Source organism: Maritimibacter alkaliphilus HTCC2654 (assembly GCF_000152805.1).
GTDB lineage: Bacteria > Pseudomonadota > Alphaproteobacteria > Rhodobacterales > Rhodobacteraceae > Maritimibacter > Maritimibacter alkaliphilus.
Genome location: NZ_CH902578.1, coordinates 330,677 through 356,557, shown reverse-complemented (window position 1 = coordinate 356,557; position 25,881 = coordinate 330,677). Strand labels below are relative to the sequence as shown.

The 25,881-nt window shown below is 65.0% G+C and carries 26 protein-coding genes and 1 other RNA gene; 14 read left to right on the top strand and 13 right to left on the bottom strand.

The window, feature by feature from the left end:
- Positions 1 to 122 precede the first annotated feature (122 nt).
- The 6 genes from ssrA to RB2654_RS02865 all read left to right on the top strand — a co-directional run bounded on the left by ssrA (position 123) and on the right by RB2654_RS02865 (position 5,434).
- Positions 123 to 472, top strand: a transfer-messenger RNA (tmRNA) gene (ssrA, locus tag RB2654_RS22750).
- Between the two features lie 56 nt (positions 473 to 528).
- The gene (gene chrA, locus RB2654_RS02885; RefSeq protein WP_008328443.1) at positions 529 to 1,746 is read left to right on the top strand and encodes a chromate efflux transporter; all 1,218 of its coding nucleotides are present in this window, start codon (positions 529 to 531) and stop codon (positions 1,744 to 1,746) included.
- 71 nt (positions 1,747 to 1,817) lie between these two features.
- Positions 1,818 to 2,312, top strand: coding sequence for an SspB family protein (locus RB2654_RS02880; RefSeq protein WP_040885399.1), 495 nt, complete (start codon positions 1,818 to 1,820; stop codon positions 2,310 to 2,312).
- Between the two features lie 81 nt (positions 2,313 to 2,393).
- Positions 2,394 to 2,948 (top strand): class I SAM-dependent methyltransferase, encoded by a 555-nt coding sequence (locus tag RB2654_RS02875; RefSeq protein ID WP_008328439.1) that lies wholly within the window; start codon positions 2,394 to 2,396, stop codon positions 2,946 to 2,948.
- A 62-nt stretch (positions 2,949 to 3,010) separates the two neighbouring features.
- On the top strand, positions 3,011 to 4,405 hold the full coding sequence (gene fumC / locus RB2654_RS02870) for a class II fumarate hydratase (RefSeq protein ID WP_008328438.1): 1,395 nt from the start codon (positions 3,011 to 3,013) through the stop codon (positions 4,403 to 4,405).
- Positions 4,406 to 4,525: 120 nt separating this feature from the next.
- Positions 4,526 to 5,434 carry an AEC family transporter gene (locus tag RB2654_RS02865; protein WP_008328436.1) on the top strand — a complete coding sequence of 303 codons (909 nt, stop codon included), beginning with the start codon at positions 4,526 to 4,528 and terminating at the stop codon, positions 5,432 to 5,434.
- 86 nt (positions 5,435 to 5,520) lie between these two features.
- Here the strand turns inward: RB2654_RS02865 and RB2654_RS02860 are convergent, their stop codons facing one another.
- From RB2654_RS02860 to RB2654_RS02850, 3 genes are all read right to left on the bottom strand, one after another.
- Complete coding sequence (locus tag RB2654_RS02860; RefSeq protein ID WP_008328434.1) at positions 5,521 to 6,297, bottom strand: enoyl-CoA hydratase-related protein; 777 nt, start codon at positions 6,295 to 6,297, stop codon at positions 5,521 to 5,523.
- 112 nt (positions 6,298 to 6,409) lie between these two features.
- Complete coding sequence (locus RB2654_RS02855; protein ID WP_008328432.1) at positions 6,410 to 6,862, bottom strand: cytochrome c-type biogenesis protein; 453 nt, start codon at positions 6,860 to 6,862, stop codon at positions 6,410 to 6,412.
- The gene (locus tag RB2654_RS02850; RefSeq protein ID WP_008328430.1) at positions 6,859 to 8,835 is read right to left on the bottom strand and encodes a heme lyase CcmF/NrfE family subunit; all 1,977 of its coding nucleotides are present in this window, start codon (positions 8,833 to 8,835) and stop codon (positions 6,859 to 6,861) included. The genes RB2654_RS02855 and RB2654_RS02850 overlap by 4 nt, the downstream gene beginning before the upstream one ends.
- A gap of 239 nt (positions 8,836 to 9,074) precedes the next feature.
- Between RB2654_RS02850 and RB2654_RS02845 the strand changes: the two genes are divergently transcribed.
- From RB2654_RS02845 to RB2654_RS22215, 3 genes are all read left to right on the top strand, one after another.
- Complete coding sequence (locus tag RB2654_RS02845; protein ID WP_008328428.1) at positions 9,075 to 9,548, top strand: outer membrane protein; 474 nt, start codon at positions 9,075 to 9,077, stop codon at positions 9,546 to 9,548.
- A 70-nt stretch (positions 9,549 to 9,618) separates the two neighbouring features.
- Positions 9,619 to 9,897 carry a hypothetical protein gene (locus RB2654_RS02840; protein WP_008328426.1) on the top strand — a complete coding sequence of 93 codons (279 nt, stop codon included), beginning with the start codon at positions 9,619 to 9,621 and terminating at the stop codon, positions 9,895 to 9,897.
- Between the two features lie 128 nt (positions 9,898 to 10,025).
- Positions 10,026 to 10,529: an outer membrane protein gene (locus tag RB2654_RS22215; protein WP_008328424.1), complete on the top strand. Its 504-nt coding sequence runs from the start codon at positions 10,026 to 10,028 to the stop codon at positions 10,527 to 10,529.
- Between the two features lie 28 nt (positions 10,530 to 10,557).
- On the opposite strand, the gene RB2654_RS02830 is transcribed toward RB2654_RS22215, so the two are convergent.
- The 9 genes from RB2654_RS02830 to RB2654_RS02790 form a co-directional block, all read right to left on the bottom strand.
- Complete coding sequence (locus tag RB2654_RS02830; RefSeq protein ID WP_008328422.1) at positions 10,558 to 10,983, bottom strand: hypothetical protein; 426 nt, start codon at positions 10,981 to 10,983, stop codon at positions 10,558 to 10,560.
- Between the two features lie 129 nt (positions 10,984 to 11,112).
- Positions 11,113 to 11,304, bottom strand: coding sequence for a hypothetical protein (locus tag RB2654_RS02825; RefSeq protein WP_008328420.1), 192 nt, complete (start codon positions 11,302 to 11,304; stop codon positions 11,113 to 11,115).
- Positions 11,294 to 11,824: a holin family protein gene (locus tag RB2654_RS02820; RefSeq protein ID WP_008328418.1), complete on the bottom strand. Its 531-nt coding sequence runs from the start codon at positions 11,822 to 11,824 to the stop codon at positions 11,294 to 11,296. Before RB2654_RS02820 ends, RB2654_RS02825 begins: the two co-directional genes overlap by 11 nt.
- The gene (locus tag RB2654_RS02815) at positions 11,815 to 12,426 is read right to left on the bottom strand and encodes a holin-associated N-acetylmuramidase (protein WP_008328417.1); all 612 of its coding nucleotides are present in this window, start codon (positions 12,424 to 12,426) and stop codon (positions 11,815 to 11,817) included. Before RB2654_RS02815 ends, RB2654_RS02820 begins: the two co-directional genes overlap by 10 nt.
- A gap of 66 nt (positions 12,427 to 12,492) precedes the next feature.
- The gene (ccmE, locus tag RB2654_RS02810; RefSeq protein ID WP_040885396.1) at positions 12,493 to 12,936 is read right to left on the bottom strand and encodes a cytochrome c maturation protein CcmE; all 444 of its coding nucleotides are present in this window, start codon (positions 12,934 to 12,936) and stop codon (positions 12,493 to 12,495) included.
- A gap of 73 nt (positions 12,937 to 13,009) precedes the next feature.
- On the bottom strand, positions 13,010 to 14,038 hold the full coding sequence (gene argC / locus RB2654_RS02805; protein ID WP_008328412.1) for an N-acetyl-gamma-glutamyl-phosphate reductase: 1,029 nt from the start codon (positions 14,036 to 14,038) through the stop codon (positions 13,010 to 13,012).
- A 54-nt stretch (positions 14,039 to 14,092) separates the two neighbouring features.
- A complete protein-coding gene (gene murI, locus RB2654_RS02800; RefSeq protein WP_008328411.1) occupies positions 14,093 to 14,905 on the bottom strand; it encodes a glutamate racemase in 813 nt (270 codons plus the stop codon).
- Positions 14,906 to 14,916: 11 nt separating this feature from the next.
- Complete coding sequence (locus RB2654_RS02795) at positions 14,917 to 15,834, bottom strand: lysophospholipid acyltransferase family protein (protein WP_246146564.1); 918 nt, start codon at positions 15,832 to 15,834, stop codon at positions 14,917 to 14,919.
- Between the two features lie 174 nt (positions 15,835 to 16,008).
- Positions 16,009 to 19,431, bottom strand: coding sequence for an indolepyruvate ferredoxin oxidoreductase family protein (locus tag RB2654_RS02790; RefSeq protein WP_008328408.1), 3,423 nt, complete (start codon positions 19,429 to 19,431; stop codon positions 16,009 to 16,011).
- A 159-nt stretch (positions 19,432 to 19,590) separates the two neighbouring features.
- Here RB2654_RS02790 and RB2654_RS02785 point away from each other — a divergent pair, with 159 nt between their 5' ends.
- The 4 genes from RB2654_RS02785 to RB2654_RS02770 all read left to right on the top strand — a co-directional run bounded on the left by RB2654_RS02785 (position 19,591) and on the right by RB2654_RS02770 (position 24,555).
- On the top strand, positions 19,591 to 20,496 hold the full coding sequence (locus RB2654_RS02785) for a LysR family transcriptional regulator (protein ID WP_008328406.1): 906 nt from the start codon (positions 19,591 to 19,593) through the stop codon (positions 20,494 to 20,496).
- A 31-nt stretch (positions 20,497 to 20,527) separates the two neighbouring features.
- Positions 20,528 to 21,625 carry a hypothetical protein gene (locus RB2654_RS02780; protein ID WP_008328404.1) on the top strand — a complete coding sequence of 366 codons (1,098 nt, stop codon included), beginning with the start codon at positions 20,528 to 20,530 and terminating at the stop codon, positions 21,623 to 21,625.
- Between the two features lie 243 nt (positions 21,626 to 21,868).
- Positions 21,869 to 24,034 carry a phosphoribosylformylglycinamidine synthase subunit PurL gene (gene purL / locus RB2654_RS02775; protein WP_008328403.1) on the top strand — a complete coding sequence of 722 codons (2,166 nt, stop codon included), beginning with the start codon at positions 21,869 to 21,871 and terminating at the stop codon, positions 24,032 to 24,034.
- A gap of 23 nt (positions 24,035 to 24,057) precedes the next feature.
- On the top strand, positions 24,058 to 24,555 hold the full coding sequence (locus RB2654_RS02770; RefSeq protein WP_008328402.1) for a hypothetical protein: 498 nt from the start codon (positions 24,058 to 24,060) through the stop codon (positions 24,553 to 24,555).
- Here RB2654_RS02770 and RB2654_RS02765 read toward each other — a convergent pair.
- Positions 24,533 to 25,288, bottom strand: coding sequence for a MerR family transcriptional regulator (locus RB2654_RS02765; RefSeq protein WP_008328401.1), 756 nt, complete (start codon positions 25,286 to 25,288; stop codon positions 24,533 to 24,535). The two genes, RB2654_RS02770 and RB2654_RS02765, sit on opposite strands and share 23 nt — an antisense overlap.
- Before the next feature lie 78 nt (positions 25,289 to 25,366).
- Between RB2654_RS02765 and RB2654_RS02760 the strand changes: the two genes are divergently transcribed.
- Positions 25,367 to 25,876 (top strand): hypothetical protein, encoded by a 510-nt coding sequence (locus RB2654_RS02760; RefSeq protein ID WP_008328400.1) that lies wholly within the window; start codon positions 25,367 to 25,369, stop codon positions 25,874 to 25,876.
- Positions 25,877 to 25,881: the final 5 nt, after the last annotated feature.

Genomic DNA, 25,881 nt, shown 5'->3' with positions numbered 1-25,881 from the left:
ATTCGGCCCGCCAAGGCCGCCATTCATGTGAACTCGTCCGCGACGCCCAAGAACGTCGTCTTGTCGCCCCCACCTTGATCGCGCGAATTCGAACCGGAATCCGCACCGGATTTCGCCCGCACCCCCTTCTCAAACCCCAAGGTCCGGCCTATATCTGTCCTGTCCCTTTGGGGACTATGGGCATAAACGCGCTCGTAATAAGCGGATCGGACCCGGGGGCGGTACCCGGCGGCTCCACCAAACACCCGTCGTTGGGGGGACATGGGGCCGAAACAGGATCGACGAACGTGTAAAGGTGTTGCTTTGTCCCGGTGAGATACCACCGTTATCGGTTCACAATGCATAATTGCCAACGACAATCGTGCTCCGATCGCTCTGGCTGCCTAAGCAGTCCGAAAGATCGAAATTTAAGCCCTTGCGCCTAGCAGCGTAAGGCGGGGTTCGCAGGTACCTGGCAACAGAAACCTGCACTAATCCCCTATCACGAACGCTCTTGCGCCGCTCACGGGTTGCTGGCCCTATCGCGCCATGCAGCCACCCAGCCTGAGCCACCTGATCCGCACCTTCGCCAAGATCGGCCTTCTGTCCTTCGGGGGGCCGGTGGCGCAGATGGGCGTCATGCACCGCGAACTCGTCGACCGGCTGGGCTGGCTGAGCGAGGCGCAGTTCACCCGCGCCCTGTCCTTCGCAATGCTCCTGCCCGGCCCCGAGGCGATGCAGCTCTGCACCTATGCCGGATGGCGTCTGCGGGGAACGCTGGGCGGGCTGATCGCCGGGGCGCTTTTCGTGCTGCCCGGCGCGGTCGCCATGGCGCTCATCACGCTGGCCTACCTGCGCTGGGGCGATCTGCCGGGGGTCGAACCGGCGTTCATGGGCATCAAGGCCGCCGTGATCGTGGTGGTGGCCACGGCGCTTGCCCGGCTGGCGCGCAAGGTTCTGACCACATGGAGGGCCCGCGCCCTCGCCCTCGCCGCCTTCATCGCCCTCGCCCTGTTCTCGCTTCCGTTTCCCGTCGTCGTCCTCGTCGCCGCGCTTACGGGCGCGGCCTTCGGCAGCGGAACGGTCGAGCATGTGGCGGCCCCGGCCCCCGTCGGGCGCAGCGTCAGGACGGCAGCACTCTGGACTATCCTCTGGCTCGCACCGCTCGCGATCCTTTGGCTGATCGGCGCAGAGCATCTTGCGCAGATCACCGCCTTCTTCTCGCGCCTCGCGATCTTCAGCTTCGGCGGCGCCTATGCCGCGCTCGCGTGGATGGCGCAGGCGCTGGTCGAAACGCAGGGCTGGCTCACCCCCGACCAGATGGTCGACGGGCTGGGGCTGGCCGAAACGACGCCCGGCCCCCTGATCCTCGTCACCCAGTTCGCGGGCATGGTCGCCGCCGCCCCGATGGGCACCGGAGCGGCCCTTGGCGCAGGCGTGCTGACGCTCTGGGCGGTGTTCGCGCCCTGCTTCGGCCTCGTCTTCACGCTCGCCCCGCATCTGGACCGGCTCACGGCGCATCCCCGGCTGGCCGCAGGGCTGAGCGCCGTCAGCGCGGCGGTCGTCGGCGTCATCGCCGCCCTCGCGCTGTATTTCGCACGCCATTTCCTGTTTCAAAACGGTCGGTTATCGTCCGGCGAACTGTCATGGGGCGCGGTCGGGTTGACGGTGCTGGCGGCTGTCTTTCTCACGCTCTTCCGCCTGCCGCTTCCCCTCGCCCTCGTGCTTCTGGCGGGGGCCGGATGGCTCACCGGCATGGTCCCGTGAAATGTGAACACGCCGCCTTTTCATCCCTTCCGAATCCCGTATGGTGAGGGCAGGAGACCATGGGAACCAATATGTCGCGGTCCATCGACTACGGAAACCTGATGCACGACGCCATGCGCAGCCTGATCCGTCAGGTACTGTCCGACGTGGCCGAAAACGGGCTGCCCGGTGCGCATCATTTCTTCATCACCTTCGACACGATGCACCCCGAGGTGGAACTGGCCGACTGGCTTTCGGACCGGTTTCCCGAGGACATGACGGTCGTCATGCAGCATTGGTTCGAGGATCTGGACGTCACCGAAGACGGGTTCGCGGTGACGCTGAACTTCGGCGACAACCCCGAACGCATGTACATCCCCTTCGACGCGATCCGCACCTTCGTCGACCCGTCGGTCGAATTCGGCTTGCGGTTCGAAACGCAGGACGATGACGACGACGAAGAGGACGGTGTAGCCGATATCGAGGACGCGCCCGCGCGTCCGGTCCGCGAAGCGCGCGAGGCCGACAAGGGCAAATCCGCGCCCAAGGATGCCGAGGTCGTGAGCCTCGACAGCTTCCGCAAGTAAGCCGTCACAAAACCTTCAGACTGTCGACACGGGCGCGTTACGCAACTGTCGTCTCTCTCCCCCAGCCAACAGGGGGATCCCATGTCGAACGTCACGCTTTTCCTGAAAGAGACCCTGCGCAAACCCGGCGAAGTGGTCGCCATCGCGCCCTCGTCACAGGCGGTGGGCCGCAAGATGACCCGCGGTCTGGAAAACGTGCGCGGCCCCATCGTCGAAATCGGGCCGGGCACCGGCAGCTTCACCCGCGAAATCCTCATGCGCGGGGTGCATCCGTCTCGCCTGACGCTGCTCGAGACGAACGAGAACTTCTGCGCCATCCTGCGCGACCGCTTCCCCGGCGTGCGCGTGCTCAACCGCCCGGCGCAGGACATCCAGAAGATCGGCCTGACGGGCATCGGCGCTGTCGTCTCGGGCGTGCCCGTGCTGGCGCGACCCCAGATCCAGCGCGAGGTGGTGGGCCGCGCGCTGGACGTCATGGCACCGACCGGCTGGTTCAGCCAGATCACCTATTCGCCGCGCGCCCCCATCGGGACGGCGATGCAGGCGGAACTGGGTGTTACCGCTACCTATCGCGGCATGGTCTGGGCCAACCTTCCCCCCGCCCATGTCTTTGCATTCCATCGTATACAGCATTGACGTTGATCCTTGCGAAACACTTGGTATGAAGGCGCCAGATTCCATTCGGAGGCGCTTTTGACATGACCGAGACCCGCACAGAAACCGACAGCTTCGGCCCGCTCGAAGTGCCCAGCGACAAGTATTGGGGTGCACAGACCCAACGCTCGCTCATGAACTTCCCCATCGGCTGGGAAAAGCAGCCCGTCGCCATCGTGCGCGCGCTCGGCGTCATCAAAAAGGCCTGCGCGCAGGCCAACACCAAAGCGGGCGCGATGGACGCGGGGATCGGCGAGGCCGTCATTCAGGCCGCCGGCGAAGTGATCGAGGGCAAGTTCGACGACAACTTCCCGCTCGTGGTGTGGCAGACCGGGTCCGGCACCCAGTCGAACATGAACGCGAACGAGGTGATCGCGAACCGCGCCATCGAGATCATGGGCGGCGTGATCGGATCGAAAGACCCGGTTCACCCGAACGATCACTGCAACATGGGCCAGTCGTCCAACGACACTTTTCCCACGGCCATGCACATCGCCACCGCCATGTCGGTGCGCGACGTGCTCCTGCCGGGTCTGGAAAAACTCGCCGCCGGGCTGGAAGCCAAGCGTGACGAGTTCAAGGACATCATCAAGATCGGCCGCACCCACACGCAGGACGCGACGCCGCTGACGCTGGGTCAGGAATTCTCGGGCTACGCCCAGATGATCCGCAACGGGATCGAACGCATCAAGCTGGCGATGCCCGGGATTTACGAGCTGGCGCAGGGCGGCACCGCCGTCGGCACCGGGCTCAACACCCGCCCCGGCTGGGGCGAAGAGGTCGCGGCGAACATGGCCGAGATCACCGGCCTGCCCTTCGTCACCGCGCCCAACAAGTTCGAGGCGCTGTCGGCCCACGACGCCATGGTGTTCCTGTCGGGTGCGATCGCGACCACGGCGGGCGCGGCCTACAAGATCGCCAACGATATCCGCTTCTTGGGCTCCGGCCCGCGTTCGGGTCTGGGCGAGCTGATCCTGCCGGAGAACGAGCCCGGCTCGTCAATCATGCCCGGCAAGGTGAACCCGACGCAGGCCGAGGCGCTCACTCAGGTGGCGGCGCATATCATGGGCAACGACGCGGCGATCAAGTTCGCAGGTTCGCAGGGCCACTTCGAGCTCAACGTCTACAACCCGATGATGAGCTACAACCTGCTCCAGTCGATCCAGCTTCTGGGCGACGCGGCGGACAGCTTCACCGAGCGGATGCTGATGGGCATTCAGGCCAACGAGGCGCGCATCGACAAGCTGATGAAGGAAAGCCTGATGCTGGTCACGGCGCTGGCCCCCACCATCGGCTACGACAACGCGACGAAGGTGGCCAAGACCGCACACAAGAACGGCACCACGCTGAAGGAAGAGGCCATCGGCCTTGGCTTCGTGGACGAAGAGACCTTCGACCGCGTGGTGCGGCCCGAGGATATGATCGGCCCCAAGGACTGATCGTTTCGACCAGATCGGAAACGGCGCGACCCACCCGGGCCGCGCCGTTTTCTTTTGTCCGTCTGGCCCCTCGGCGGGCGAGGTGGTAGTCGGACGGGGAACAGTTCACGGACCCGAAACGTGCTCCTCCTCACCATCTGGCCCCTCTTCGCGCTGATCTGCTTGGGCTTCGTCCTGTCGCGGCGCGGGTTTCCCGATGCCGGCTTCTGGCCGGCGGCGGAGCGCATAAACTACTTCGTCCTGTTCCCCGCGCTGCTCGTGCGCAACCTCGCGGGCGCGCCGCTGGACGACCCGGCCATTCTGCGGCTGGGCGGTGCGATGGTTGCGGTGATCCTCATGGCCTTCGCCGCCCTGAGCCTGATCCGCCTCGTCCGCCCCATGCCCGCCGCCCGCTTCGGCCCGACGGTTCAGGGTGTCATCCGGTTCAATACCTATCTTGGTCTCGCCGTGACCTCGGCGCTCACCGGGCCTGCGGGGCTGGAACGCGCGGCGGTCTGCCTTGCCATCGGCGTGCCTTTGGTGAACGTGCTGTCGATCATGGCGCTGACCGAGGGCAGCGCGTTTCGCAACCCGCGCCTGATGTTGCGCACGGTGTTCGCCAACCCCCTGATCCTCGCCTGCATCGTGGGTATCGCGCTGGCCCTTCTGGGCACCGGCCTTCCTTTCGGGATCGAAAGCTTCCTGACCCTGATCGCACAGGCCAGCCTGCCTCTGGGTCTTCTGTGCGTCGGCGCGGCACTCCGGCCCTCGGCGCTCGGTCAGGACGGGCTCGCCCTGACCGGCACCCTCGCCCTACGCCTGTTGGCGATGCCCGCACTCGCCTGGCTGATTGCGGGGTTGATCGGCCTCGGCACCACCGAGACGCTGGTGCTCACCGTGTTCGCGGCAATTCCCACGGCGCCGACCGCCTATGTGCTGACCCGCCAACTGGGCGGCGACGGCACCTATATGGCCGGCCTCATCACCGCGCAGACCATGGCGGCGGTCGTCACGATCCCCGTCATGTTGGCACTTCTCGGACTGGCCTGACGCCCGCTCTTTCTCTGTTTCAAAAAACCTCGGGGGTGGGACGCATTCCCCGAATGCGTCCAAGGGGGCTGGCCCCCTTTCCCCGCTTACCGCCCCTCGAACAAGGCTTTCCGTTTCTCGCGGAACGCCAACACACCTTCCTTGAAGTCGCGCGTCTGCCCGCATTTGCCCTGCAACTTCGCCTCCAGCGACAATTGCGTATCCAGATCGTTCTCAAGCGAGGCCCGCATCGCGGTCTTCACCGCGCGGTAGGCTTGCGTCGGACCGGCGGCGAGCTGTTCGGCGCGCGCGCGCCACCCCGCCTCGAACGTGTCGTCGTCGAACACTTCCCAGATCATGCCCCAGTCGGCGGCCTGCTCGGCCTCGATCTTTTCGGCGAAAAGCGCGGCCCCCAACGCGCGCGGCAGGCCGACCTGACGCGGCAGCGCCCATGTGCCGCCCGCGTCGGGGATCAGCCCGATCCGGGTGAAGGCCTGAAGGAAATAGGCCGAGCGGGTCGCGATCACCACATCGGCAGCCAGCGCGAGGCTCGCCCCCGCCCCCGCCGCCGGGCCGTTGACGGCGGCGATCACCGGCACCGGCACCGTGGCGATGGCCCGGATCACCGGCTCGTATTCGTCGCGCAGCACGCGTTCCAGATCGACCGCCGCCGCCGTCGACCCCTCGCCCAGATCCTGACCCGAGCAAAAGGCCGCACCGGCCCCTGTCAGCACGATGACGCGCGCCGTGGTCCCGGCCTTTTTCAGCGCCTCGGCCAGTTCGGCGCGCATCTGCGGCGTGAGAGCGTTCATCTTGTCGGGGCGGTTGAGCGTGATCGTCGCGATGCCGCCGGCAAGGTCATAGAGAATCGTATCGTACTGCATTCCGGGCCTCCTCGGTTGCGGGAAGACTAGAGCCTGAGGTCCGGTTGGAAAGGGGAACGCAACGACAGGCACCCGAATTCGGATGCGAAACCCGCAGCGGGTTTCGCCGCTGTCAGCGGTTCAGGAGTTCGTCGAGCCGTGCCTGCTCTGCATCCGACAGACCATCCGCCCCCGGCGCCTTCGCCGTCGAACGCCCGCGCAGATAGATGATCGCGCCAGCCGCCGCGATGAGGAACAGCGCGGGGCCCGCCCCCCAGAGCAGAATGTTGGCCCCGCCGGTCGTGGGTTTCATCAGGACGTATTCGCCGTAGCGGTCGACCACGAAATCGATCACCTCGTCGTTCGTATCGCCCGCCACCAGACGTTCGCGCACCAACAGCCGCAGGTCGCGCGCGATCGCGGCATTGGATTCGTCGATATTCTCGCCCCGGCAGACCACGCACCGCAGTTCCGCCGAAATCGCGCGGGCGCGGGCCTCCATCGCCGGATCGTCGAGCACCTCGTCCGGGTTCACGGCGAGGGCCGGCGCGGCGGCAAGGATCAGGGCGAGGATCAGTCGCTTCATTCCGCAGGCACCCCCTGAACGGGTTTCTGTTTCGCGGCCCCGGCGGCGACGCGGTAGCGGCGGTCCGACAGGCTCAGAAGTCCGCCCAACGCCATGATGAGCGATCCGGCCCAGATCCAGTTGGCGAAGGGCTTGATGAAGGTGCGCACGGCATACCCACCGCTGTCCTGCGGGTCGCCGATGACCACGTAGATGTCGCGCCAGAACCCGTTGTCGATCGCCGCTTCGGTCGTCGGCATCGCCTGCACCGGATAAACCCGTTTCTCGGGTTGCAGCAGGGCGACCTCTTCCCCGTTTTTCGAGACGACGATATCGGCGGTGGTCGACAGGTAGTTCGGCCCCTCGACCTGCCGGATCTCGCGGATCATCAGCGTCAGGTCCGCGACCTCGAAGGGTTCGGCGGAATTGGCGACGCGGATGTCCTCGACCTGCCACGCCATCAGCCCCGAAATGCCCATGAAGATGACGCCGAGCCCGGCATGGGCGGTCACGCGGCCCCAATCGGCGCGCGGCAGGCGCAGCATCCGTCCGAAGCGCCCCGACACCGGGCCGCGGCCAAGCCGGGACCACAGGTCCGTGGCCGCCCCGCCCACCAGCCAGACGCCAAGCAAAAAGCCCACCGGGCCAAGGATCGTGCGCTCGGTCTGGATCGACCAGGCCAGAAGCGCGACCGCGACGGCAAGCACCATCGCCGGCACCAGCGGACGCACCAGTTTACCCAGCTTCGCGCGTTTCCAGGGCATCAGCGCCCCGAACGGCAGGATGATCGCAAGCACGACCATGAAGGGCGTGAACGCGGCCTCGAAGAACGGCGCGCCGACCGACAGTTGACGGTCGAAGAACATCTCGGCCACCAGCGGCCAGATCGTCCCGATGAAGACGACGATGGCCGACACCGCAAGCAGGATATTGTTGAACACCAGCGCCGATTCCCGGCTCACCATCCCGAAGATGCCCTTGGCCTCCATCGCGCTGGCCCGAACGGCGAACAGCGTCAGCGCACCGCCGGTGAAGACGCCGAGGATCATCAGGATGAACACCCCGCGTTCGGGATCGTTGGCGAAGGCATGGACCGAGGTGATGACACCGGAGCGCACGAGGAACGTGCCGATCAGCGAGAAGCCGAAGGCCAGAATGGCGAGCAGAATGGTCCAGCTTTTGAGCGCCTCGCGCTTTTCGACCACGATGGCCGAATGGAGCAGCGCGGCGGCGAAGAGCCACGGCATGAACGACGCGTTCTCGACCGGATCCCAGAACCAGAAGCCACCCCAGCCCAGCTCGTAATAGGCCCACCACGACCCCAGCGCGATGCCGATGGTCAGAAAGATCCACGCGGCCAGCGTCCACGGGCGGACCCAACGGGCCCATGCCGCGTCAACCCGCCCTTCGATCAGGGCGGCGACCGCGAAGGAGAACGCCATCGAAAGACCGACGTAGCCCAGATAGAGGAACGGCGGATGGAAGGCCAAACCGGGATCTTGCAGAAGCGGGTTCAGGTCCTGCCCGTCGAACGGCGGCTGCGCGAGGCGCAGGAACGGGTTGGACGTGAGCAGGATGAAGGCCAGAAACGCGACGCCGATCGACGCCTGCACCGCAAGGGCGCGCGCCTTGAGCTTCGGGGGCAAACCGCCGCCGAACCAGCTCGCCATAGCGCCGAACAGGGCCACGATCAGCACCCACAGAAGCATGGACCCCTCGTGATTCCCCCACACGCCCGAAATCTTGTAGAGCATCGGTTTCGCGCTGTGCGAATTGAGCGCCACGAGCCGGACCGAGAAATCCGAGTTCACGAATGAATAGGTGAGCGCCGCGAAGCTCGCCGCGATCAACAGGAATTGGAGCGAGGCCGCCGGAACCGCCATCGCCATCCAACCCGACCACCCTTTTTGCGCCCCGACGAGGGGCACGACTGTCTGCACGATCGCCACGCCGAAGGCGAGCACCAGTGCCAAATGTCCAAGCTCTGCAATCATGCGATGTTTCTAATGTGTTTTGCCTGCCCCGCCAATCGCCTGCGCGCGCATGTCGCGCATTTGTCACCGGCAGAGTTCTGCCGGGCTGTCCCTGCGGCATGGGCGGCACGATGCCAAATTTCCTGATCCCGAAATGGAACACGGGACATCCCGCAGCATTGGGCCCACACGAGCGACGGGACAGTTGACCAGCACGCGGGCACGAGCACCCGCAAAACGACAAACCTGAAGGAGGTCACATGCACCGCTTTGTCAAAACCACGGCCCTTGGACTGGGTCTCGCCATCGGCGCCACCGCAACCGCCGCCACCGCCGGCGACTTCGACGGCTTCTACCTGGGCGGCTACGCCTCGGGCGATTTCTTCACCAACCCCAACACCTACGGTTTCGGCGCGCAGGCCGGTTACCTCTATGAGTTCACGCCGGGCGGCTATGCCGGTTTCGAAGCCGACGCCTATTTCCCGAGCGGCAGCGCGAACATCTACACCGGCGCCGCGCGTCTTGGTTACGACTTCGGTTCGCCCTTCATGGCCTATGCCAAGATCGGTGCCGGTGCGGACCAGACCGGCACGCGCCTGTGGACCATCGGCGGCGGCGGCCAGTACGACATCGGCAACGGTGCCTCGCTGCGTCTCGGCATGGACCGGTATCAGGACTTCGCCGGCGGCGCGGCCGACTATGTCGCCAAGGCCGGTATCAACTACACGTTCTGATATCCGCCTATCGACAGAATGTGAGAGCGGCAGGCTGGCCCTGCCGCTCTTTGCATGTCAGATTACCAGTATGAAACGGATCGCCGCCCTTCTCGCCCTCTGCACGACGCTTATTCCCGCGTCGGGCATTGCGCAGGACGGACAGGCGCGCGGTTCGAGCGAGCCGATTTTTTCATGGCCCGACAGGCCGTCCGTCACGGCACGCGAGGAATCGCTCACGAATCCGCGCTCGCGCGAGGCGAAACCCAATCGCGCACCGCACAACCCATACGTGAAAGAGACTCCTGACGGTGACCTCGAATTCGGTATCGAGGGATACGTTTGGGCAGGCGTCGTGATGAAATTGTAGCCTTTTAACCACCCTTCGACACGTATTTGACAAGAAATAGACCTATTCCCTTTGCGGGTTTCGCCGTAACGCAGCATACTGGCGGTGACATGCGTGGGACAACTGCGCTTGAATCACAGGAGATAAAAATGGGCAGTACGATCAAGAAATTTGCCATGGCAGCTTCGGTTGCCGTTGCGTCGCTTGCGGGCGGCGCCGCTCAGGCACAATCCGCATTCGACGGGTTCTACCTGGGTGCATTCATTCAGAACGATTTCGCCAAGGCGGCGGGTCTTGACGGTGCCGTCGGCGCTTGGGCCGGTTACAACTACGGTTTCGGAAACGGGTTCATCCTCGGTGCGGAAGCTGAAGTGCAGTACGACTGGGCCACGAGCCAGGTTCCGGCGGGTTCGGCCTTCACCGGCCTCGTGAACGCGCGTGCGGGCTATGCCACCGCGAGCGACTTCATGATCTACGCCAAGGGCGGTGCCGGCTTCATGTCCGGCGCGGGCTTCATCTACGACTTCGGTGCCGGTGCGGAATACGCGCTCGGCGGCAAGTACCTTGTGCGCGGCGAAGTCGTCCGCGTGATGGGTGCTGGTCTTGCCCGTCCGCGCACCGACTTCAAACTCGGCGTCGGCTACAGCTTCTGAGCTTTGTGATGAGGCCCCCTCGGGGGCCTCACACCACCACGACGTATACGGCGATGGACAGCCCGACCGCTCCCGCGAGCGGCCATAGGAAGTGCATCCCGTGATACCCGAAACTCCTCTGGATGACGGCGAAGTGCAGAACCGATCCGACGATCGGCAGCGCAAGCACGCCGAACATGCCCGGGTTCTGGTGCGCCCAGTCGGGTGACCCCGTGAGGTTGTAGACCCACCACCATCCCGCAAGGCACGCCATGCCGAACCAGCTGACCACCATCCCGATGGCGAGCGGCGTCGTCCGTTCGAACCAAAGCCACAGGAACGTGGCCGCGATCATCACGGCCATGAGCGCGATGGCCCCATAAACGATGTTCGCGACCGGCACGTAGCCCAGCAGCAGAAACCCCGCCTCAAGCGCGAGGACGGTCAGAAAGATGAGGAAAATCGCCTGTTTCATGCCCAAGGACCTCTCGCACGGCATGGTCCAGTTCTCGTGCCGCCCGTTGGTGCCGCTCCAACGCACGGTTGAATTCTCGCCCCGCCAGAAAGGCTCTGAGCGTGTGTCCGATTCTGCGCCAATGTCGGGTCACAGATCCCTGCCCCGGCTTGGAAGCCGCTCTCGGATGATGGTGGTGATCTCGATCAGGATCGCCGAGTTCTTGTCGAGCACGGCGCGCGTCGCCTGATCCTTCTGCACGTCGCGCCAGAGCAGGTAAAAAACGAGCAGAACCCAAGGCCCGTGATCCGTGAGGATCTGAAGCAAAACCTCACTGGCCATCCCGCCTCCACGCGTCGAGCGCCGGGTTCGGGTCGCCCTGCGACCGGCTTCCCGCCTCGAGGCTGTCGAGGGTTTCAAGGTTTTGAACCACCGCGCCCGTCGAGGCGATGGTGGTCGCGACCGACCGCTGGAATTCCTGCGATTTCACCTGATGGCGCGCGCCGAAATAGAAGCTGACGATCGCGCCCATGAGCCACCAGAGCGGCTCCGGCACCAGCGCAAGCCCGTTCATCCGGGCCGCGAACCAGGTCGGGTCGACCATCGCCGAAACGAACAGTCCGATGGTCCCGAGGGCAAGCGCCGGGCGCGGCACGCGGTTGATGCCGTCGATGAAGCGGTCGAAGAAGCCCTTTTTCGGCAGCGCGAATTCGCTGGAAAACTGCTCCAGCGCCGAGGATTGCAGCATCGCTTCGCGTACCGCGCGCTGTTCAGCGTTCTCCATGAAGACGCCCGCCGTTTCGCGCACGATGTTGCGCCCGCCGCCGAAGACGAGGTTCATGGCCCCGTCGATCAACCCCATTGCGCGACCCGAGCGCGATGCTCGGCCTCCGACAGGTGATATTTGGGCGAAATGAACTCTTCCGCGCGCACGATCCAGCCGCCCTTGCCGCCGTCACGCCGCCGCGCATATTTGCGGCTCGCGGGTCTGCGGTCGGCAAGCCGGTAGTAATAGTTGCGCCGCTCGATGCCATAGGCGTCGGCGATGTGATCAGGCGCCTTGGCCGCCGCCGCCTTGGCCGCGCCTGCCGTCTGCGGCCCGATGGCCCCGTCCACGGCACAGGGAAAGCCCATCCGGGTCAGCATCCGTTGCAGGATACGCACGGCATTCCCGCCCGCGTTCACGTACATATCGAAGACCGACGGTTGCAGCGCCTCGGGCAGCGATGCGATGCCCGGCCCCTCGAAATAGTGCTTGATGAAAATCTCGGTCGCCTGCCCCCGGCTCAACCGCTTCACGTCTTCGGCCGTCACGCGCCCGTCGCCGTCGAGGTCGAGCCCCAGCCGCCGCATGGTCCCGATCGTGACGCCGAAATTCGTCGCACCGCCCGGATCGTCCGGGTCGTTCACATAGCCGCCCTCGCGGGCGACGATCGCGGCTGCGATGTCCTGAACGCTCTGCATCTGCCTTGGCCTCCGCACATGAATTGCGGGACCAAGGCTGGTCTCAAATGGTTAATGCGCCCGAAATCAGGAGTTCGGATCGACGTAGGTGCCCTGTTCCTTCAGCGCGTCCAGCACCTCTTTCGGCATGTATTCCTCGTCGTGTTTCGCAAGAATTTCAGAGGCTTGAAAGACGCCGTCGATGTAGCTTCCGGTGCCCACCATGCCCTGATTCTCGCCAAACAGGTCCGGCAATACCCCGGTGTATTCCACCGGCACCGTGTTGGCCCCGTCGGTCACGGAAAAGCGCACGGTTTCGCCCTGACCACGCACGATGGAGCCTTCTTCGACCAGCCCGCCGATGCGGAAAATCTCGTTCGGCGCGGGCGGTTCTTCGGCCACCTGCGTGGGCGAACGGAAATAATTGATCCCGTCGCGAAACGCATAGCCGATCAGACCCGTGGCCAGCGCGAGCGCCACGAAGGCAACGACGATGATCTGCACCCGCCTTTTCTTTTTCAGGCCTTTCATGCCCGCCATAGGGTGTCCTCCACTTCAAGGCGCCTCGTTATAGCGCGACACGCCGGGATTTCGTTGATCACGATCAAGGGAACACGGGGGCCAGCATCAGCCCGGTTGTCTCATCCTCGCCCAGCATCAGGTTCGCGTTCTGCATCGCCTGCCCGCTCGACCCTTTGCACAGGTTGTCCAGCGTTGCGACGACAAGCGCCCGGCCCGGCACCCGGTCCCCGATCACGCCGATGTGGCAGAAGTTCGAGCCCATGACATGCCCCATCCCCGGTGCTTGCCCGAAGGGGAGCACTTCGATGAACGGCTCGGCCTCATACCGCGCGACCAGCGCGTTGTGGATCGCCTTGGGGTCGCCCTCGACATAACAGTCGGCAAGGATACCCCGATTCACCGGCACCAGATGGGGCGTGAACATGATCTCGACCTTGCGGCCCGCGATGGCGCTGAATTCCTGATCGAATTCGCCCAGATGCCGGTGCTTGCCGCCTTGGGAATAGCCCGTCACATCGGTCGACCGCTCGGCGAACAGCATGTTTTCCTTAAGCGACCGGCCCGCCCCCGAAATCCCGTTCTTGAGGTCGCAGATGATCCGGTCGAGGTCGATCAGGCGTTCCTCGATCAGAGGGCGCAGTGCGAATTGCACCGTGGCGGCATTGCACCCCGTGCCCGCAACCAGACGCGCCGATTTGATGTCGTCGCGATAGAACTCGGTCAGGCCATAGACGGCGGACGGCTGCAAGTCCTTCGCCACATGGTCGTTGCCGTACCACTTGGTGTAGTCCTCCGGGTTGCGCAGCCGGAAATCCGCCCCAAGATCGACCACCTTCACGCTGTCCGGCAGATCGCGGACCAGCGCCTGAGACAGCCCGTGGGGCAGCGCCGCGAAACACAGATCGACCTGAGCAAAGTCGATCTCGTCCATCGTCACCAGCTTGGGCAGCTTGAGGTGGCGCAGTTGCGGATAGACCTCGGCCATCTCCATCCCGGCCTTTCGGTCCGCCGACAGCGCGACGATCTCCATCGACGGATGGGTCGCGATCAGCCGAACGAGTTCCGCGCCGGTGTAGCCGGACGCACCGAGGATGGCGATCTTGTGGGTCATGGTCCCCTCCGAATAGTCGTATGGGATTTAGGGCTTTTCGCGCCCCCGTGCAATTCAGGCCTGTTCGAACGCGATCTTGCGTCGCAGGAACCGGGTCGCGCCCGCCGACACCTTTTCGGGTTTGCCGGTGGTCAGGAATTTCGATTCCGTGCCCGACCCGATCATCTTCGGGTGCCGTTCGAGGTAGTCGGCCAATGAAGCCGCCACGAGGCTCGCCTGAGAATAGACGGTCACCTCCGGCCCCAGCGCCTCCTGAAAGACGTCCTCCATGATCGGATAATGCGTGCAGCCGAGGATCGCGGCCTCGGGATTGGGCATCTTGCGCTTGAGCGCATCGACGTGAGAGCGCACCAGCGCATCGGCAAGGATCATGTCGCCCTCTTCGATCGCATCGACCACACCGCCGCAGGCCTGTGCCTCGACGTCCACACCGATGGCGCGGAACGCCAGCTCGCGTTGAAAGGCGCGGCTCGCCACGGTCGCGGGCGTCGCGAACAGTGCCACGTGTTTCACGGCCACCTCGCGCGGCGGGCTGTTGTCGCCCCATTTGCGCTCGGTCAACGCCTCGATCAACGGGACGAAAACGCCCAGCACGCGCTTGTCAGGGGGAATCCAGCTTTCCTGCATCCGGCGCAGCGCGGCGGCCGAAGCTGTGTTACAGGCCAGGATCACAAGATCGCAGCCCTCGTCCCACAGCCGCGACACGGCCTTGGTCGTGAGGTTGTAGATATCGTCGGCGTCGCGCACGCCATAGGGCGTGTGGGCGTTGTCGCCGAAGTAGACGAAGGGCACTTCCGGCAGGCGTTTGGTCACGGCATCCAGCACCGTCAGCCCGCCAAGCCCCGAATCGAAAATCCCTACTGCCATCGCCCCACGCCTTATGCCCGGCGCCGTTCCTCGAATTCATACCCGGTGGCGCGCCAATCCACCGGCGTTGGCGACAAGGCATAGGTCCGTTCCCTGAGGAAATCCATCATGGATTTCGGGTCCGCGCGAAATTGCGCAAGCGTGTCCGGGGCGATGGGATCGCCGATGATCGCCTGCACCGGGCGATCCACCCGCGCGCGGAACTCATGCATGAGCAGCCCCATGCGCAAGGGCACCGACAGATGGCTCGCCAGTTGAAACAGGCGGGAGTTCTGGCCGTCGAAATAGATCGGCACCACCGTCGCCCCGGATCGCGCCACCAACTTGGCGGTGAAACGCCGCCACTCCGGGTCCATCGCGCGGCCAAAGGGCGTGGCGGCAGTCGACGCGGTGCCGCCGGGAAACACCCCGATCGCCCCGCCCGCCGACAGGAAATCCTGCGCATCCCGTCGCATCTGGATCGTGCGCCGCGCAGCCTCCGGCGTGCCCGCGAAATCGACGGGAAGGATCACGTCGCGCAGTTCGGCCGCCCGCGAGAACACCTCATGCGCCAGAATGCGGAACCCCGCACCCCGCGCCCGTTGCAGGATCACGCCCATCAAAAGCCCATCCAGAACCCCGAACGGATGGTTCGCCACCAGAACGACCGGCCCCGTGACAGGGATCGCGGACAGGCCAGCGCCGCCCAGCACCGGATCCAGCCCGTAGCGGGCCGCCATCAGCGACCAGAACTCGGCCCCGCCCGCAAGCTCGGCCTCATATCCCATCGCGCGGCGCATGAGCCGCCGCCGCCCGGTCGCATCCTCGATCACACGCACGGCAAACCGCGCCAGCCGCCCTTCGATGGTGGCCGCATAGGAAATATCGCGCGCCGCGCCCTGCATCACCTTGCCTGCTCTGCCGTTCCCGCCTCGATGCCACAACAGCATGAAGATTTGATGAAGGCGCGCCCATCCGCGACTTCTCCGGTCGCAAAATACCTCGGGGGAGGATGCATTTGCCTGCAAATGCAGCCGGGGGCAGCACCCCCAGACCGCGACGCCCCGCCTCAGGCGGGGCGGCGCAAGACCTGTGCGGGCGCAAGCCCGCTCCGTGTGGAAACGCTACTCCGCCGCCTTCGCCTGCGCCTGAGGACCGTCCCGGAACGCCGCCAGCAATTCCTCGCGCCGTTTGGCGGCCTTTTCGGCGTTCGACTCCTTCACCGGGCCGAACCCACGGATGTCGAGCGGCAGGCGCGCCAGGGCCTGCGCCGCGGCCTTTTCGCCGCCCTCGTAGCCGTTCAGCACCATGTCCATGTCGCGCTCGTACTCCGCGATCAAGGCACGCTCCATGCGCCGCTCCTCGGACCGCCCGAACGGGTCGAGCGGGGTGCCGCGCAGCACCTTGAACCGGGGGAGCAGGCCGAGCGCGTTCACGAAGCCTTCGCCGAAGGCGCGCTTCTTGGGTCGCCCGTCCGGCGCCGTGCCGTTCATCACGGGCGGAGCGAGGTGCACCTTCAGGGACAGATCCCCCTCGAACGCCGCCTCGGCTTTGGCGCGGGTGTCACGCAAGAGCCGCGCGACCTCATACTCGTCCTTGTAGGACAGGAGTTTGTGATAGCCCAAAGCCAGCGCCTCGCGCATCGCATCATCCGGCGCACGATCCACCAGTTTGCGGTATTTCTTGGCAAGACGCGCGTTCTGATAGGCGGTCAGGTGACGCTCTCGGAACGCGATTTTCTCATCCAAGGTCAATGGCTTCTGAACCACTCTTGAACCCGCCGCGCGCTCGGCGGCCTCGCGGTCCACGATGACCCAGCGCCCGGCCTCGAAGGCGCGTTTGTTGCGCTCGACCGCCTGACCGTTCAGCTCGATCGCGGTCATGATCGCCTCATACCCGATCGGGATAAGGCCCGCCTGCCACGAGGCGCCCATGACCATCATGTTGGAATAGATCGTGTCGCCCATCAGCCCTTCGGCCAGTTCGGTGGCGTCGAACAGGGTCACCCGGTCCTTCAGTCGCGCTTCAAGAGACAGCGCCAAACGGTCGCCCGGAATACGGAAATCGGTGTCGCGGGTGAAATCACCCGTGACGGTTTCGTGGCTGTCGACCACACCCCCGGTGCGCCCCGTGGACATCAGCCCCAGCGTCTTGGCATCCGCGGACACCACGAGTTCGCCCCCGATGAGCGCGTCCAGTTCACCCGTCGCGATGCGGATGGCCGAAATGGCCTCGGGCGTTTCGCCGACACGCAGGTGCACGGCAACCGCGCCACCCTTTTGCGCAAGGCCCGCCATCTCCATCATGCCCGCGCCCTTGCCGTCGATATGCGCGGCCTGCGCCAGAACGGCCCCGATGGTGACGACACCCGTGCCGCCGACGCCGGTGACCACCATGTTCCACGTCCCGTCAATGGTCGGCAAGACCGGATCGGGCATGTCGGGCATGGTGATGTTCGGCGCAGCCTTTTTGCGCGGCGTGCCGCCTTCGACCTCGATGAAGCTGGGGCAGAACCCTTTGAGGCAGGAGAAATCCTTGTTGCAGGCCGACTGGTCGATGGCGCGTTTGCGCCCCAGTTCGGTTTCCTCCGGCACGATGGCGACGCAGTTCGACTGCACCCCGCAATCGCCGCAGCCCTCGCAAATGTCGGTGTTGATGAGGATGCGCTTGTCCGGGTCGGGAAACTTGCCCTTCTTGCGCCGCCGCCGTTTTTCCGCCGCGCAGGTCTGCACATAAAGAAGGACGGTTACGCCTTTGATTTCGCGCAGTTCCTTTTCCGTGTTCTCAAGCTGATCGCGCTCGCGCACCTCGACACCCTTGGGGAAGCGCGCCGGATCGACCTCTTCCTTCGGGTCATGCACGACGACCAGCCGTTTCACACCCGCTGCGGTCATTTCGGCGGCGATCCGGTAGGGGTCCAGCCCGCCCTCGTTCGCCTGCCCGCCGGTCATGGCGACCGCGTCGTTGTAGAGGATCTTGTAGGTGATGTTCGTGCCCGCCGCGATGGCCGCGCGCACCGCTTGGATGCCTGAATGGTTATAGGTGCCGTCGCCAAGGTTCTGAAACACATGCTCGCGGGTCGAGAACGGCGCTTCCCCGATCCAGTTCGCGCCTTCGCCGCCCATATGCGTGAAACCCAGCGTCGAACGGTCCATCCACTGCACCATGTAGTGACAGCCGATCCCCGCATAGGCGCGCGAGCCTTCGGGCACCTTGGTCGAGGTGTTGTGCGGGCAGCCCGCGCAATAATACGGCAGGCGCGCCGCGATCTGCTCGGCATTGTCCGCCTTGCGCGCCTCGGCGATCTTCGCGAGGCCCGCCTTGATGTATTCGGTCTCGCGCCCCTCTTCGATCAGGATGTCGCCCAGCTTTTCCGCGATCATCACCGGGTCGAGCGCGTAGCGGGTGGGGAACAGCTCCAGCCGACGCCCATGCTCCCACGTGTCGCCCTTGTGCCAGCCATAGACGCGGCGCCCGCGCCGGTCGTCGAAGATCGCTTCCTTGATCTGCACTTCGATCAGCTTGCGCTTTTCCTCGACGACGACGATCAGATCGAGCCCTTCGGCGAATTCGTGGAAGCTGTCCATATCGAGCGGCCAGGTCTGCGCGACCTTGTAGGTGGTGATGCCCAGCCGCTCCGCCTCGGCCTCGCCGATCCCCAGAAGCGACAGCGCGTGCACGAGGTCGAGCCAGTTCTTGCCGGCGGCGACGAAACCGATCTTGGCGCCGGGATGGCCCCAGACGCGGCTGTCGATGCGGTTCGCGCGGGCGAACGCCTCGGCGGCGAAACGCTTGTAGTCGATCATCCGCGCTTCCTGCACGATCCGGTCATCGACGAGCCGGATGTTCAGACCGCCGTCAGGCATCACGAAGTTCTCGGGGGTGACAAGGTTCATCCGGTCCGGGCGACCGTCCACGACCGACGTCGCCTCAACCGTGTCCTTCATCAGCTTCAGCCCGGCCCACAGCCCCGAAAACCGGCTGAGTGCATAGCCATAGACGCCGAGATCCAGAATTTCCTGAACACCGGCAGGCGACAGCACGGGCATATAGGCATCGACCATCGCCCAGTCGGACTGGTGCAGAACCGTCGAGCTTTCGCCGGTGTGGTCGTCGCCCATCGCCATCAGAACGCCGCCGTGGCGCGACGATCCGGCCATATTGGCATGGCGCATCACGTCGCCGGTGCGATCGACGCCGGGCCCTTTGCCGTACCAAAGGCCGAACACGCCGTCGTGGGTGCCCTCGCCGCGCAGTTCGGCCTGTTGCGAACCCCACAGCGCGGTGGCCGCGAGATCCTCGTTCAGCCCCGGCTGGAACACCACGCCCGCATCGGCCAGATCGCGCCCCGCCTTCATCATCCAGCTATCGACGCCGCCCAGAGGCGAGCCGCGGTAGCCGGTGACGAGACCGGCGGTGTTCAGACCCGCCGCCTTGTCGCGCGCGGCCTGAATCAGCATCAGGCGCACCATGGCCTGCGTGCCGTTCAACAGGACCGGGCTTTTTTCCAGGTCGAAACGGTCGTGAAGTGATACATCTTGCCGCATTGGCGCGCTCCTCCGGCTAGCTCTTGGGCAAGGTCAGGCTAGGTCAATTGTTTTGACCTGTAAAAGTCTTATGTTGTTTATCAGGGCCTTGGCATTTCACGGTTTGATGATGATAAGAAGCCCACAAAATTCAGGTTTGTAGAGCAACAAGCGACACCGATGGACTGGGACAAGCTAAGAATATTTCACGCGGTTGCCGACGCCGGAAGCCTCACCCATGCGGGCGATGCGCTCAACCTGTCGCAATCGGCGGTATCGCGCCAGATTCGCGGGCTCGAAGAGAGCCTGAACGCGACGCTTTTCCACCGTCATGCCCGCGGCCTGATTCTCACCGAACAGGGCGAGCTTCTGTTCGACGCGACCCGCGCGATGGTCCAGCGGCTCGACGCCGCCGTGGCGCGCATCCGCGATTCCAAGGAAGAGGTGTTCGGAGAACTGCGGGTGACGACGACCACGGGCTTCGGGTCGCTTTGGCTCGCCCCACGTCTTGCGAAACTCTACGAGCAATACCCCGACCTCAAGATCGACCTTATGCTCGAAGAGCGTGTTCTCGACCTTCCCATGCGCGAGGCGGACGTGGCGATCCGGCTCAAGGAGCCGTCGCAAGCCGATCTCATCCGCAAGAAGCTGATGGGCGTGAACATGCGGCTCTATGCCACCCATGCCTATCTCGATGCCCATGGGCGACCGGAGCGGATGGAGGATCTGTCGAAGCACCGGATCATCTGTCAGAACACCAACTCGGCGCAGGTCAGCGCGGGGGCCACGTTCACGCAGGAAATCCTGACGCATAACGTGGATTCGCTGCTCACCGTGAACAATTATTTCGGCGTGCTTCAGGCGGTCCTGAACGGGCTGGGCATCGGCATTCTGCCCGATTACATCCTTCAGGACTTTCCCGAGATCGAGCGTGTGCTTCCCGAAGAGGAAAGCCGCGAGATTCCGGTGTTCCTCGCCTATCCCGAAGAGCTGCGGCATTCTAAGCGCATCGCGGCCTTCCGCGATTTCGTGACGGAAGAGATTTTCGAACACCGCAAGCAGGCCCTCGAAAGCGGGAACGTTTGACGGCATAGCCTGCCGCGACCATATCCCCGCAATGCCCCCGACCCGAACGACCAGACAATCCCGGCGCCTCGTCATCCATGCCGGCCAGATCAAGACCGGCAGCACCTCGATCCAGACGGCGCTGGCGCGGGGCGACCTCGTCGTGCCCGGCCATACATGGGCCTATCCCCGCCTGCCCGGATTTCTGGATCACGTCTCGCTCGACCCGATCCTGCGCCGCGCCTACCGCGAGGGGAAACGGCGGGACCGCTGGGTCATCGACGCCCTGTCCAACCTGCTCTCACTCACCCGCGCCGAGACGGTCATCCTGTCGGCCGAGCACTTCGCGAACCTGCCCCCCGACGTGCTGGCCAAGGCGGTGGATCGCGCGCGCCGCACGTTCGGAACCTGCGAGATCGTGGTCTATATCCGCCCGCATCTCGGCGCGCTGACGTCGCTGTTCGTGGAGTTGATCAAACAGGGCAGCACGCAATCGACCTTCGATGCCTTCGCCGCCGACGCGCATCGGCAGTTCATCTACATGCGCAAATACACGGGCTGGAAAAAGAACCTGTCGCCGTCGGTGAAGGTCACGCTGCGCCCGTTCGTCCCGTCCGCCCTGATCGGCGGCTCGACCGTCACGGATTTCGCCGCGACGGTGTTTCCGGGTCAGGATGCACAGGTCGACGGCGGCGCGTCGGACCGCAAGAACGCGCCCTTGGGCGTTCGCGACCTCATGCGGCTCAAGGTCTGGCACCGGAAATTCAAGGCCATCGGGTTCGACGGCTCGAACCAGATCGCCTGGCCGCTGGCCGATGTCGTGGCACGCGGTGGCGCCGATGGGGGACCGAAGCTGCGGATGCACCGCGCCCTCGCCGACCGCATGGCCGAGGTCTATGCGAAAGACGCCGCCCGTTTCGACGCGACATGGTTCGGCGGCACGCCCTATCTGGCCGAGGCGCTGGAGCGCGAACGCGAGACCGCCATAGCTGCGCCGATGTCGGTCGAACCTGAGGACTGGCTGAACCCGGATGAGATCGCGATGCTGGAGGCGATGGCGCAGATGTTCGCCGAGGCGCAATCGCGCCACAGCCTCTGGCCCGCACGCCTGCGCCATGCCCATGTCAAACGCCAGATGCGGGAAGCCTGAACAAGCTATGCACAAAACGCATAGCAGCATTGTTCACACTCTGCTTGCTCAATGGGCGCTGCGCCCATAAATCCCCCCTCGAAGCTGGTCATCGAGACTTCTCTGGCCAGTTTCACCTCCCTGTTGGACTTAGGCCGGGCCTCGTGCCCGGTCTTTTTTTGTCCGCCGTAGCCCGCTCCCTCCCTTCCCCCCGCCCGCGCCTTCCCTTATGAGGCAGGCAATTGCCTTGAAGGGGACCCGCGCATGACCACCGAGCCTGAGATCACCGAAGAGATCATTGCAGCGCACGGGATCAAACCGGACGAATACGCGAACATTCTGCGCATTCTGAATCGCGATCCGAATTTTACCGAACTCGGCATCTTCTCGGCCATGTGGAACGAGCATTGCTCCTACAAGTCGTCGAAGAAATGGCTGCGCACCCTGCCCACCGAAGGCCCGCAGGTCATCTGCGGCCCCGGCGAGAACGCAGGCATCGTCGATATCGGCGACGGTCAGTGCATCGTCTTCAAGATGGAAAGCCACAACCACCCGTCCTACATCGAACCCTATCAGGGTGCCGCGACCGGCGTGGGCGGCATTCTGCGCGACGTCTTCACCATGGGCGCGCGGCCCATCGCGGCGATGAACTCGCTGTCCTTCGGCGAAGTCACGCATCCCAAGACCAAGCGCCTCGTGCATGGCGTGGTCGAGGGCATCGGGGGCTACGGCAACTGTTTCGGTGTGCCGACCGTGGGCGGCGAGGTGCGCTTCCACCCGGCCTATAACGGCAACTGCCTTGTGAACGCGTTCGCCGCTGGCCTCGCCGACACCGACAAGATTTTCTACTCGGCCGCATCCGGCGTCGGGATGCCTGTCGTCTATTTGGGTGCCAAAACGGGCCGTGACGGCGTAGGCGGGGCCACCATGGCGTCCGCCGAATTCGACGACACCATCGAAGAAAAGCGCCCCACGGTGCAGGTGGGCGACCCGTTCACCGAAAAGCGCCTGATGGAGGCCACGCTGGAACTCATGGCCACGGGCGCCGTGATCTCGATTCAGGACATGGGGGCCGCGGGCCTCACCTGCTCCGCCGTCGAGATGGGCGACAAGGGCGAGCTCGGCATCAAGCTCAACCTCGACGACGTGCCGCAGCGCGAAGAGAACATGACCGCCTATGAGATGATGCTGTCCGAATCTCAGGAACGGATGCTTATGGTCCTGAACCCGGACAAAGAGGCCGAGGCGCGCGCGGTGTTCGAGAAATGGGATCTCGACTTCGCCATCGTGGGCGAGACGATCCCCGAAGACCGCTTCCTCATCATGCATCAGGGCGAATGCCGTGCCGACCTGCCGCTGCGCGCTCTCTCCGGCAACGCGCCGGAATACGACCGCCCGTGGGTGGAAACGCCGGAGGCCGCGCCGCTGGCAGACGTGCCGCAGATCGACCCGATCGACGGGCTGAAGGGCCTGATCTCATCCCCCAACTATGGCGCAAAGCAATGGGTCTATGAGCAATATGACCACATGGTCATGGCCGACACCGTGCGCCGCCCCGGTCTGGGCGCGGGCATCGTGCGTGTCCACGGCACTGAAAAGGCCGTGGCTTTCACCTCGGACGTCACGCCGCGCTACGTGAAGGCGAACCCGGTCGAGGGCGGCAAGCAGGCGGTGGCCGAAGCCTACCGCAACCTGACCGCCGTGGGTGCCACGCCGCTGGCCACCACCGACAACATGAATTTCGGCAACCCGGAAAAGCCCGAGATCATGGGGCAATTCGTGGGTGCCATCCAAGGCATCGGCGAAGCGGTCAAGGCGCTGGACATGCCCATCGTGTCGGGCAACGTGTCGCTTTATAACGAAACCGACGGCACCGGCATCCTGCCCACCCCGACCATCGGCGCCGTGGGTCTTCTGAAAAACCTCGACGAAGACCTGATCGGCGGCGAAGCCCGCGAGGGTCACGTGCTGCTGCTCGTGGGCGAGACCGGCACGCATCTGGGTCAGTCCGCGCTGCTTTACGAAGTGTTCAACCGCGAAGACGGCGACGCGCCGCATGTGGACCTCACCGCCGAGAAGAAGAACGGCGACTTCATCCGTGCCAACCGCGCCTATATCCGCGCCTGCACCGACATCTCCGACGGCGGCCTCGCGCTTGCGGCCTTCGAAATGGCGGAGGCGGCCGGCGTGGGCGTGCAGATCGATACAGACGAGACCCCGGCACTTTTCGGTGAGGATCAGGCGCGCTACCTCGTCGCCTGCAACTTCGATCAGGCCGAGGCACTGATGACCGAAGCGGGCAAAGCGGGCGTCACGATCTCGTCCGTCGGCAAATTCGTGGGCGACACGGTCAAGTTCGGCGGCTCGGAAGCCCCGCTTGCGGACCTCGCCGCACTCTACCGCTCCAGCTTCGCCGAGAAAGCCACCTGATCCGGCGTCTCGGACCCCGCGCCGTGGCGGCCACGGTCGCATTGCTCGTGCTCTGTGGCGCTGGATATGTCGCGCTCACGCCGGAAAATCCCGAGACTTCGGCGCCCGAGGCCGCCATCGCCGCGACCGAAGCGTTCCTCGGCGTGACGCTGGCCGGCGATCCGACCCAAACCCGCGTGATCCTCATCCGCGAGGACAGGCCCCTTGTCCGCGTCATGATGGTCCTGCCCGACGCGGCCTATACCCGCCTCGCCCAAGACCTGAACGACGCCCACAGGCACGACCCGCGCCGCGAGGTGCAGGGCCTGCCCGGCCCGGATGCCCAGCGGGTTCAGACCCACAGCCCGTGGCGGGCGAGCTATTTCACGGTGGACGGTCCGGATGCCGGGCTGATCTGGATCTACGCCCGCCCCCTCGAACAGGATCTGACCGAGGTGCAGATCCTCGCCTATGACCCGGACCCCGAGGCATTGGAGGGCACGCCGTCCCTGACCGGGATCACCGCGCTGCTGCGGCCTTGATCGCGGCAGGCAACCACTGGCTGAACCCGGGCGACAGCGCCTCGTATCGGGCGATGAAGTCCGGGTGCGACAGATACATCTCGGCCAGCCCGGCATGGGCCTCGGGGGAACAGGGCCTACCCCACATGCCAGCGACCCAGTCGCGGTGCGCGGCCACATCGGCGCGGCCGGGGGGCACCCCGCCCTCATAATCCGCGACCAGCGCCCCCTCGATCGCGCGCAAGGCGTCCATCTTGCCGTCCATCCCCATCGGCGCGTGGGCCAGATGCGCCTTCGACGCCGCGATCGCCTCGGCCACCCAGTCGCCGTAAGTTTCGACCAGCCATGCCTCGTGGTCGGCCTGCTCTTCCGGCGCGGGCGGCCAGTATAAGTTTTCGAGCGCCATTCTGCGTCCTTTCCTCTCGGTTTCGATCGTCGCATCGAGCGTCTCGATCATGCCGGTGACCCGCGCCGCCTCGGCCTCCAATCGCGCCCGGTGCGCGATCAGCCGCGCCAGCCGGTCTTGACCGTCCAGCATCGCGCCGATCTCGTCCAGCGGCACGCCGCCCGCCTTCAGGGCGAGGATTTCCTGCAACCGCTCGGCCTCGGCCCGCCCGTAGTAGCGGTATCCGTTGGCGGCCACATGGGCCGGACGCAGCAGGCCGATCTGGTCGTAATGGTGCAGAAGCCGCACCGTCACACCCGCGACCCTAGCCAGTTCGCCCACCGTCATCTCGTCGATTCGCTCAGTCATGGCGCTTTCATGGGGCCTCACCCTGCGTGAGGGTCAACACCCCTTGCACGGGCGTGCGGCCCGCGTCACATATCGCCCATGGCCCTGATCCCCGATATGACCTCCGACTGCGCCAATTGTTCGGCGCTGTGCTGCATCGCCCTTGCCTTCGACGCGGGCGAGGATTTCGCGATCGACAAACCGGCGGGTCTGCCCTGCCCCAACCTCAACGGGAAACTGGGCTGTTCGCTCTACAACCACCTCGAAGACGCGGGCTTTCCCGGCTGCGTCGCCTATGAATGCCGTGGTGCCGGCCAACGGGTGACTCAGGAGGTGTTCAAGGGCGACACGTGGGCCAGAACGCCGGACATCACGCAACCGATGCTCGCGGCCTTCGCCACGATGCGCCAGATCCATGACGGGATCGAGCTTTTGCTGGTCGCGGAACGGCTCGACCTGCCCGACAGCTACGAGGCCGAGCGCGAGGCCTTGCTCGACCTCTACGCCCCGGACGAGGGCTGGACCGAAGAACAGCTCTCGGCCTTCGCGGCCTCGGAGGCGCCCGCCCGGCTCAAGGCCTTCCTGCCAAGGCTTCGCGACTTCGTCTGAGCGCC

What these genes read in the sequence shown, in the direction of transcription:
- RB2654_RS02760 (WP_008328400.1), top strand. Translation starts at nt 25,367, where the DNA reads ATGGCCCTGATCCCCGATATGACCTCCGACTGCGCCAATTGTTCGGCG.
- chrA (WP_008328443.1), top strand. Translation starts at nt 529, where the DNA reads ATGCAGCCACCCAGCCTGAGCCACCTGATCCGCACCTTCGCCAAGATC.
- RB2654_RS02850 (WP_008328430.1), bottom strand. Translation starts at nt 8,835, where the DNA reads ATGATTGCAGAGCTTGGACATTTGGCACTGGTGCTCGCCTTCGGCGTG.
- RB2654_RS02815 (WP_008328417.1), bottom strand. Translation starts at nt 12,426, where the DNA reads ATGCAGAGCGTTCAGGACATCGCAGCCGCGATCGTCGCCCGCGAGGGC.
- RB2654_RS02855 (WP_008328432.1), bottom strand. Translation starts at nt 6,862, where the DNA reads ATGAAGCGACTGATCCTCGCCCTGATCCTTGCCGCCGCGCCGGCCCTC.
- RB2654_RS02840 (WP_008328426.1), top strand. Translation starts at nt 9,619, where the DNA reads ATGAAACGGATCGCCGCCCTTCTCGCCCTCTGCACGACGCTTATTCCC.
- RB2654_RS02780 (WP_008328404.1), top strand. Translation starts at nt 20,528, where the DNA reads ATGCCCCCGACCCGAACGACCAGACAATCCCGGCGCCTCGTCATCCAT.
- ccmE (WP_040885396.1), bottom strand. Translation starts at nt 12,936, where the DNA reads ATGAAAGGCCTGAAAAAGAAAAGGCGGGTGCAGATCATCGTCGTTGCC.
- RB2654_RS02795 (WP_246146564.1), bottom strand. Translation starts at nt 15,834, where the DNA reads ATGCTGTTGTGGCATCGAGGCGGGAACGGCAGAGCAGGCAAGGTGATG.
- RB2654_RS02875 (WP_008328439.1), top strand. Translation starts at nt 2,394, where the DNA reads ATGTCGAACGTCACGCTTTTCCTGAAAGAGACCCTGCGCAAACCCGGC.
- purL (WP_008328403.1), top strand. Translation starts at nt 21,869, where the DNA reads ATGACCACCGAGCCTGAGATCACCGAAGAGATCATTGCAGCGCACGGG.
- RB2654_RS02765 (WP_008328401.1), bottom strand. Translation starts at nt 25,288, where the DNA reads ATGACTGAGCGAATCGACGAGATGACGGTGGGCGAACTGGCTAGGGTC.
- RB2654_RS02790 (WP_008328408.1), bottom strand. Translation starts at nt 19,431, where the DNA reads ATGCGGCAAGATGTATCACTTCACGACCGTTTCGACCTGGAAAAAAGC.
- RB2654_RS02880 (WP_040885399.1), top strand. Translation starts at nt 1,818, where the DNA reads ATGTCGCGGTCCATCGACTACGGAAACCTGATGCACGACGCCATGCGC.
- fumC (WP_008328438.1), top strand. Translation starts at nt 3,011, where the DNA reads ATGACCGAGACCCGCACAGAAACCGACAGCTTCGGCCCGCTCGAAGTG.
- RB2654_RS02825 (WP_008328420.1), bottom strand. Translation starts at nt 11,304, where the DNA reads ATGGCCAGTGAGGTTTTGCTTCAGATCCTCACGGATCACGGGCCTTGG.
- RB2654_RS02845 (WP_008328428.1), top strand. Translation starts at nt 9,075, where the DNA reads ATGCACCGCTTTGTCAAAACCACGGCCCTTGGACTGGGTCTCGCCATC.
- RB2654_RS02830 (WP_008328422.1), bottom strand. Translation starts at nt 10,983, where the DNA reads ATGAAACAGGCGATTTTCCTCATCTTTCTGACCGTCCTCGCGCTTGAG.
- RB2654_RS02860 (WP_008328434.1), bottom strand. Translation starts at nt 6,297, where the DNA reads ATGCAGTACGATACGATTCTCTATGACCTTGCCGGCGGCATCGCGACG.
- argC (WP_008328412.1), bottom strand. Translation starts at nt 14,038, where the DNA reads ATGACCCACAAGATCGCCATCCTCGGTGCGTCCGGCTACACCGGCGCG.
- RB2654_RS22215 (WP_008328424.1), top strand. Translation starts at nt 10,026, where the DNA reads ATGGGCAGTACGATCAAGAAATTTGCCATGGCAGCTTCGGTTGCCGTT.
- RB2654_RS02820 (WP_008328418.1), bottom strand. Translation starts at nt 11,824, where the DNA reads ATGGGGTTGATCGACGGGGCCATGAACCTCGTCTTCGGCGGCGGGCGC.
- RB2654_RS02785 (WP_008328406.1), top strand. Translation starts at nt 19,591, where the DNA reads ATGGACTGGGACAAGCTAAGAATATTTCACGCGGTTGCCGACGCCGGA.
- murI (WP_008328411.1), bottom strand. Translation starts at nt 14,905, where the DNA reads ATGGCAGTAGGGATTTTCGATTCGGGGCTTGGCGGGCTGACGGTGCTG.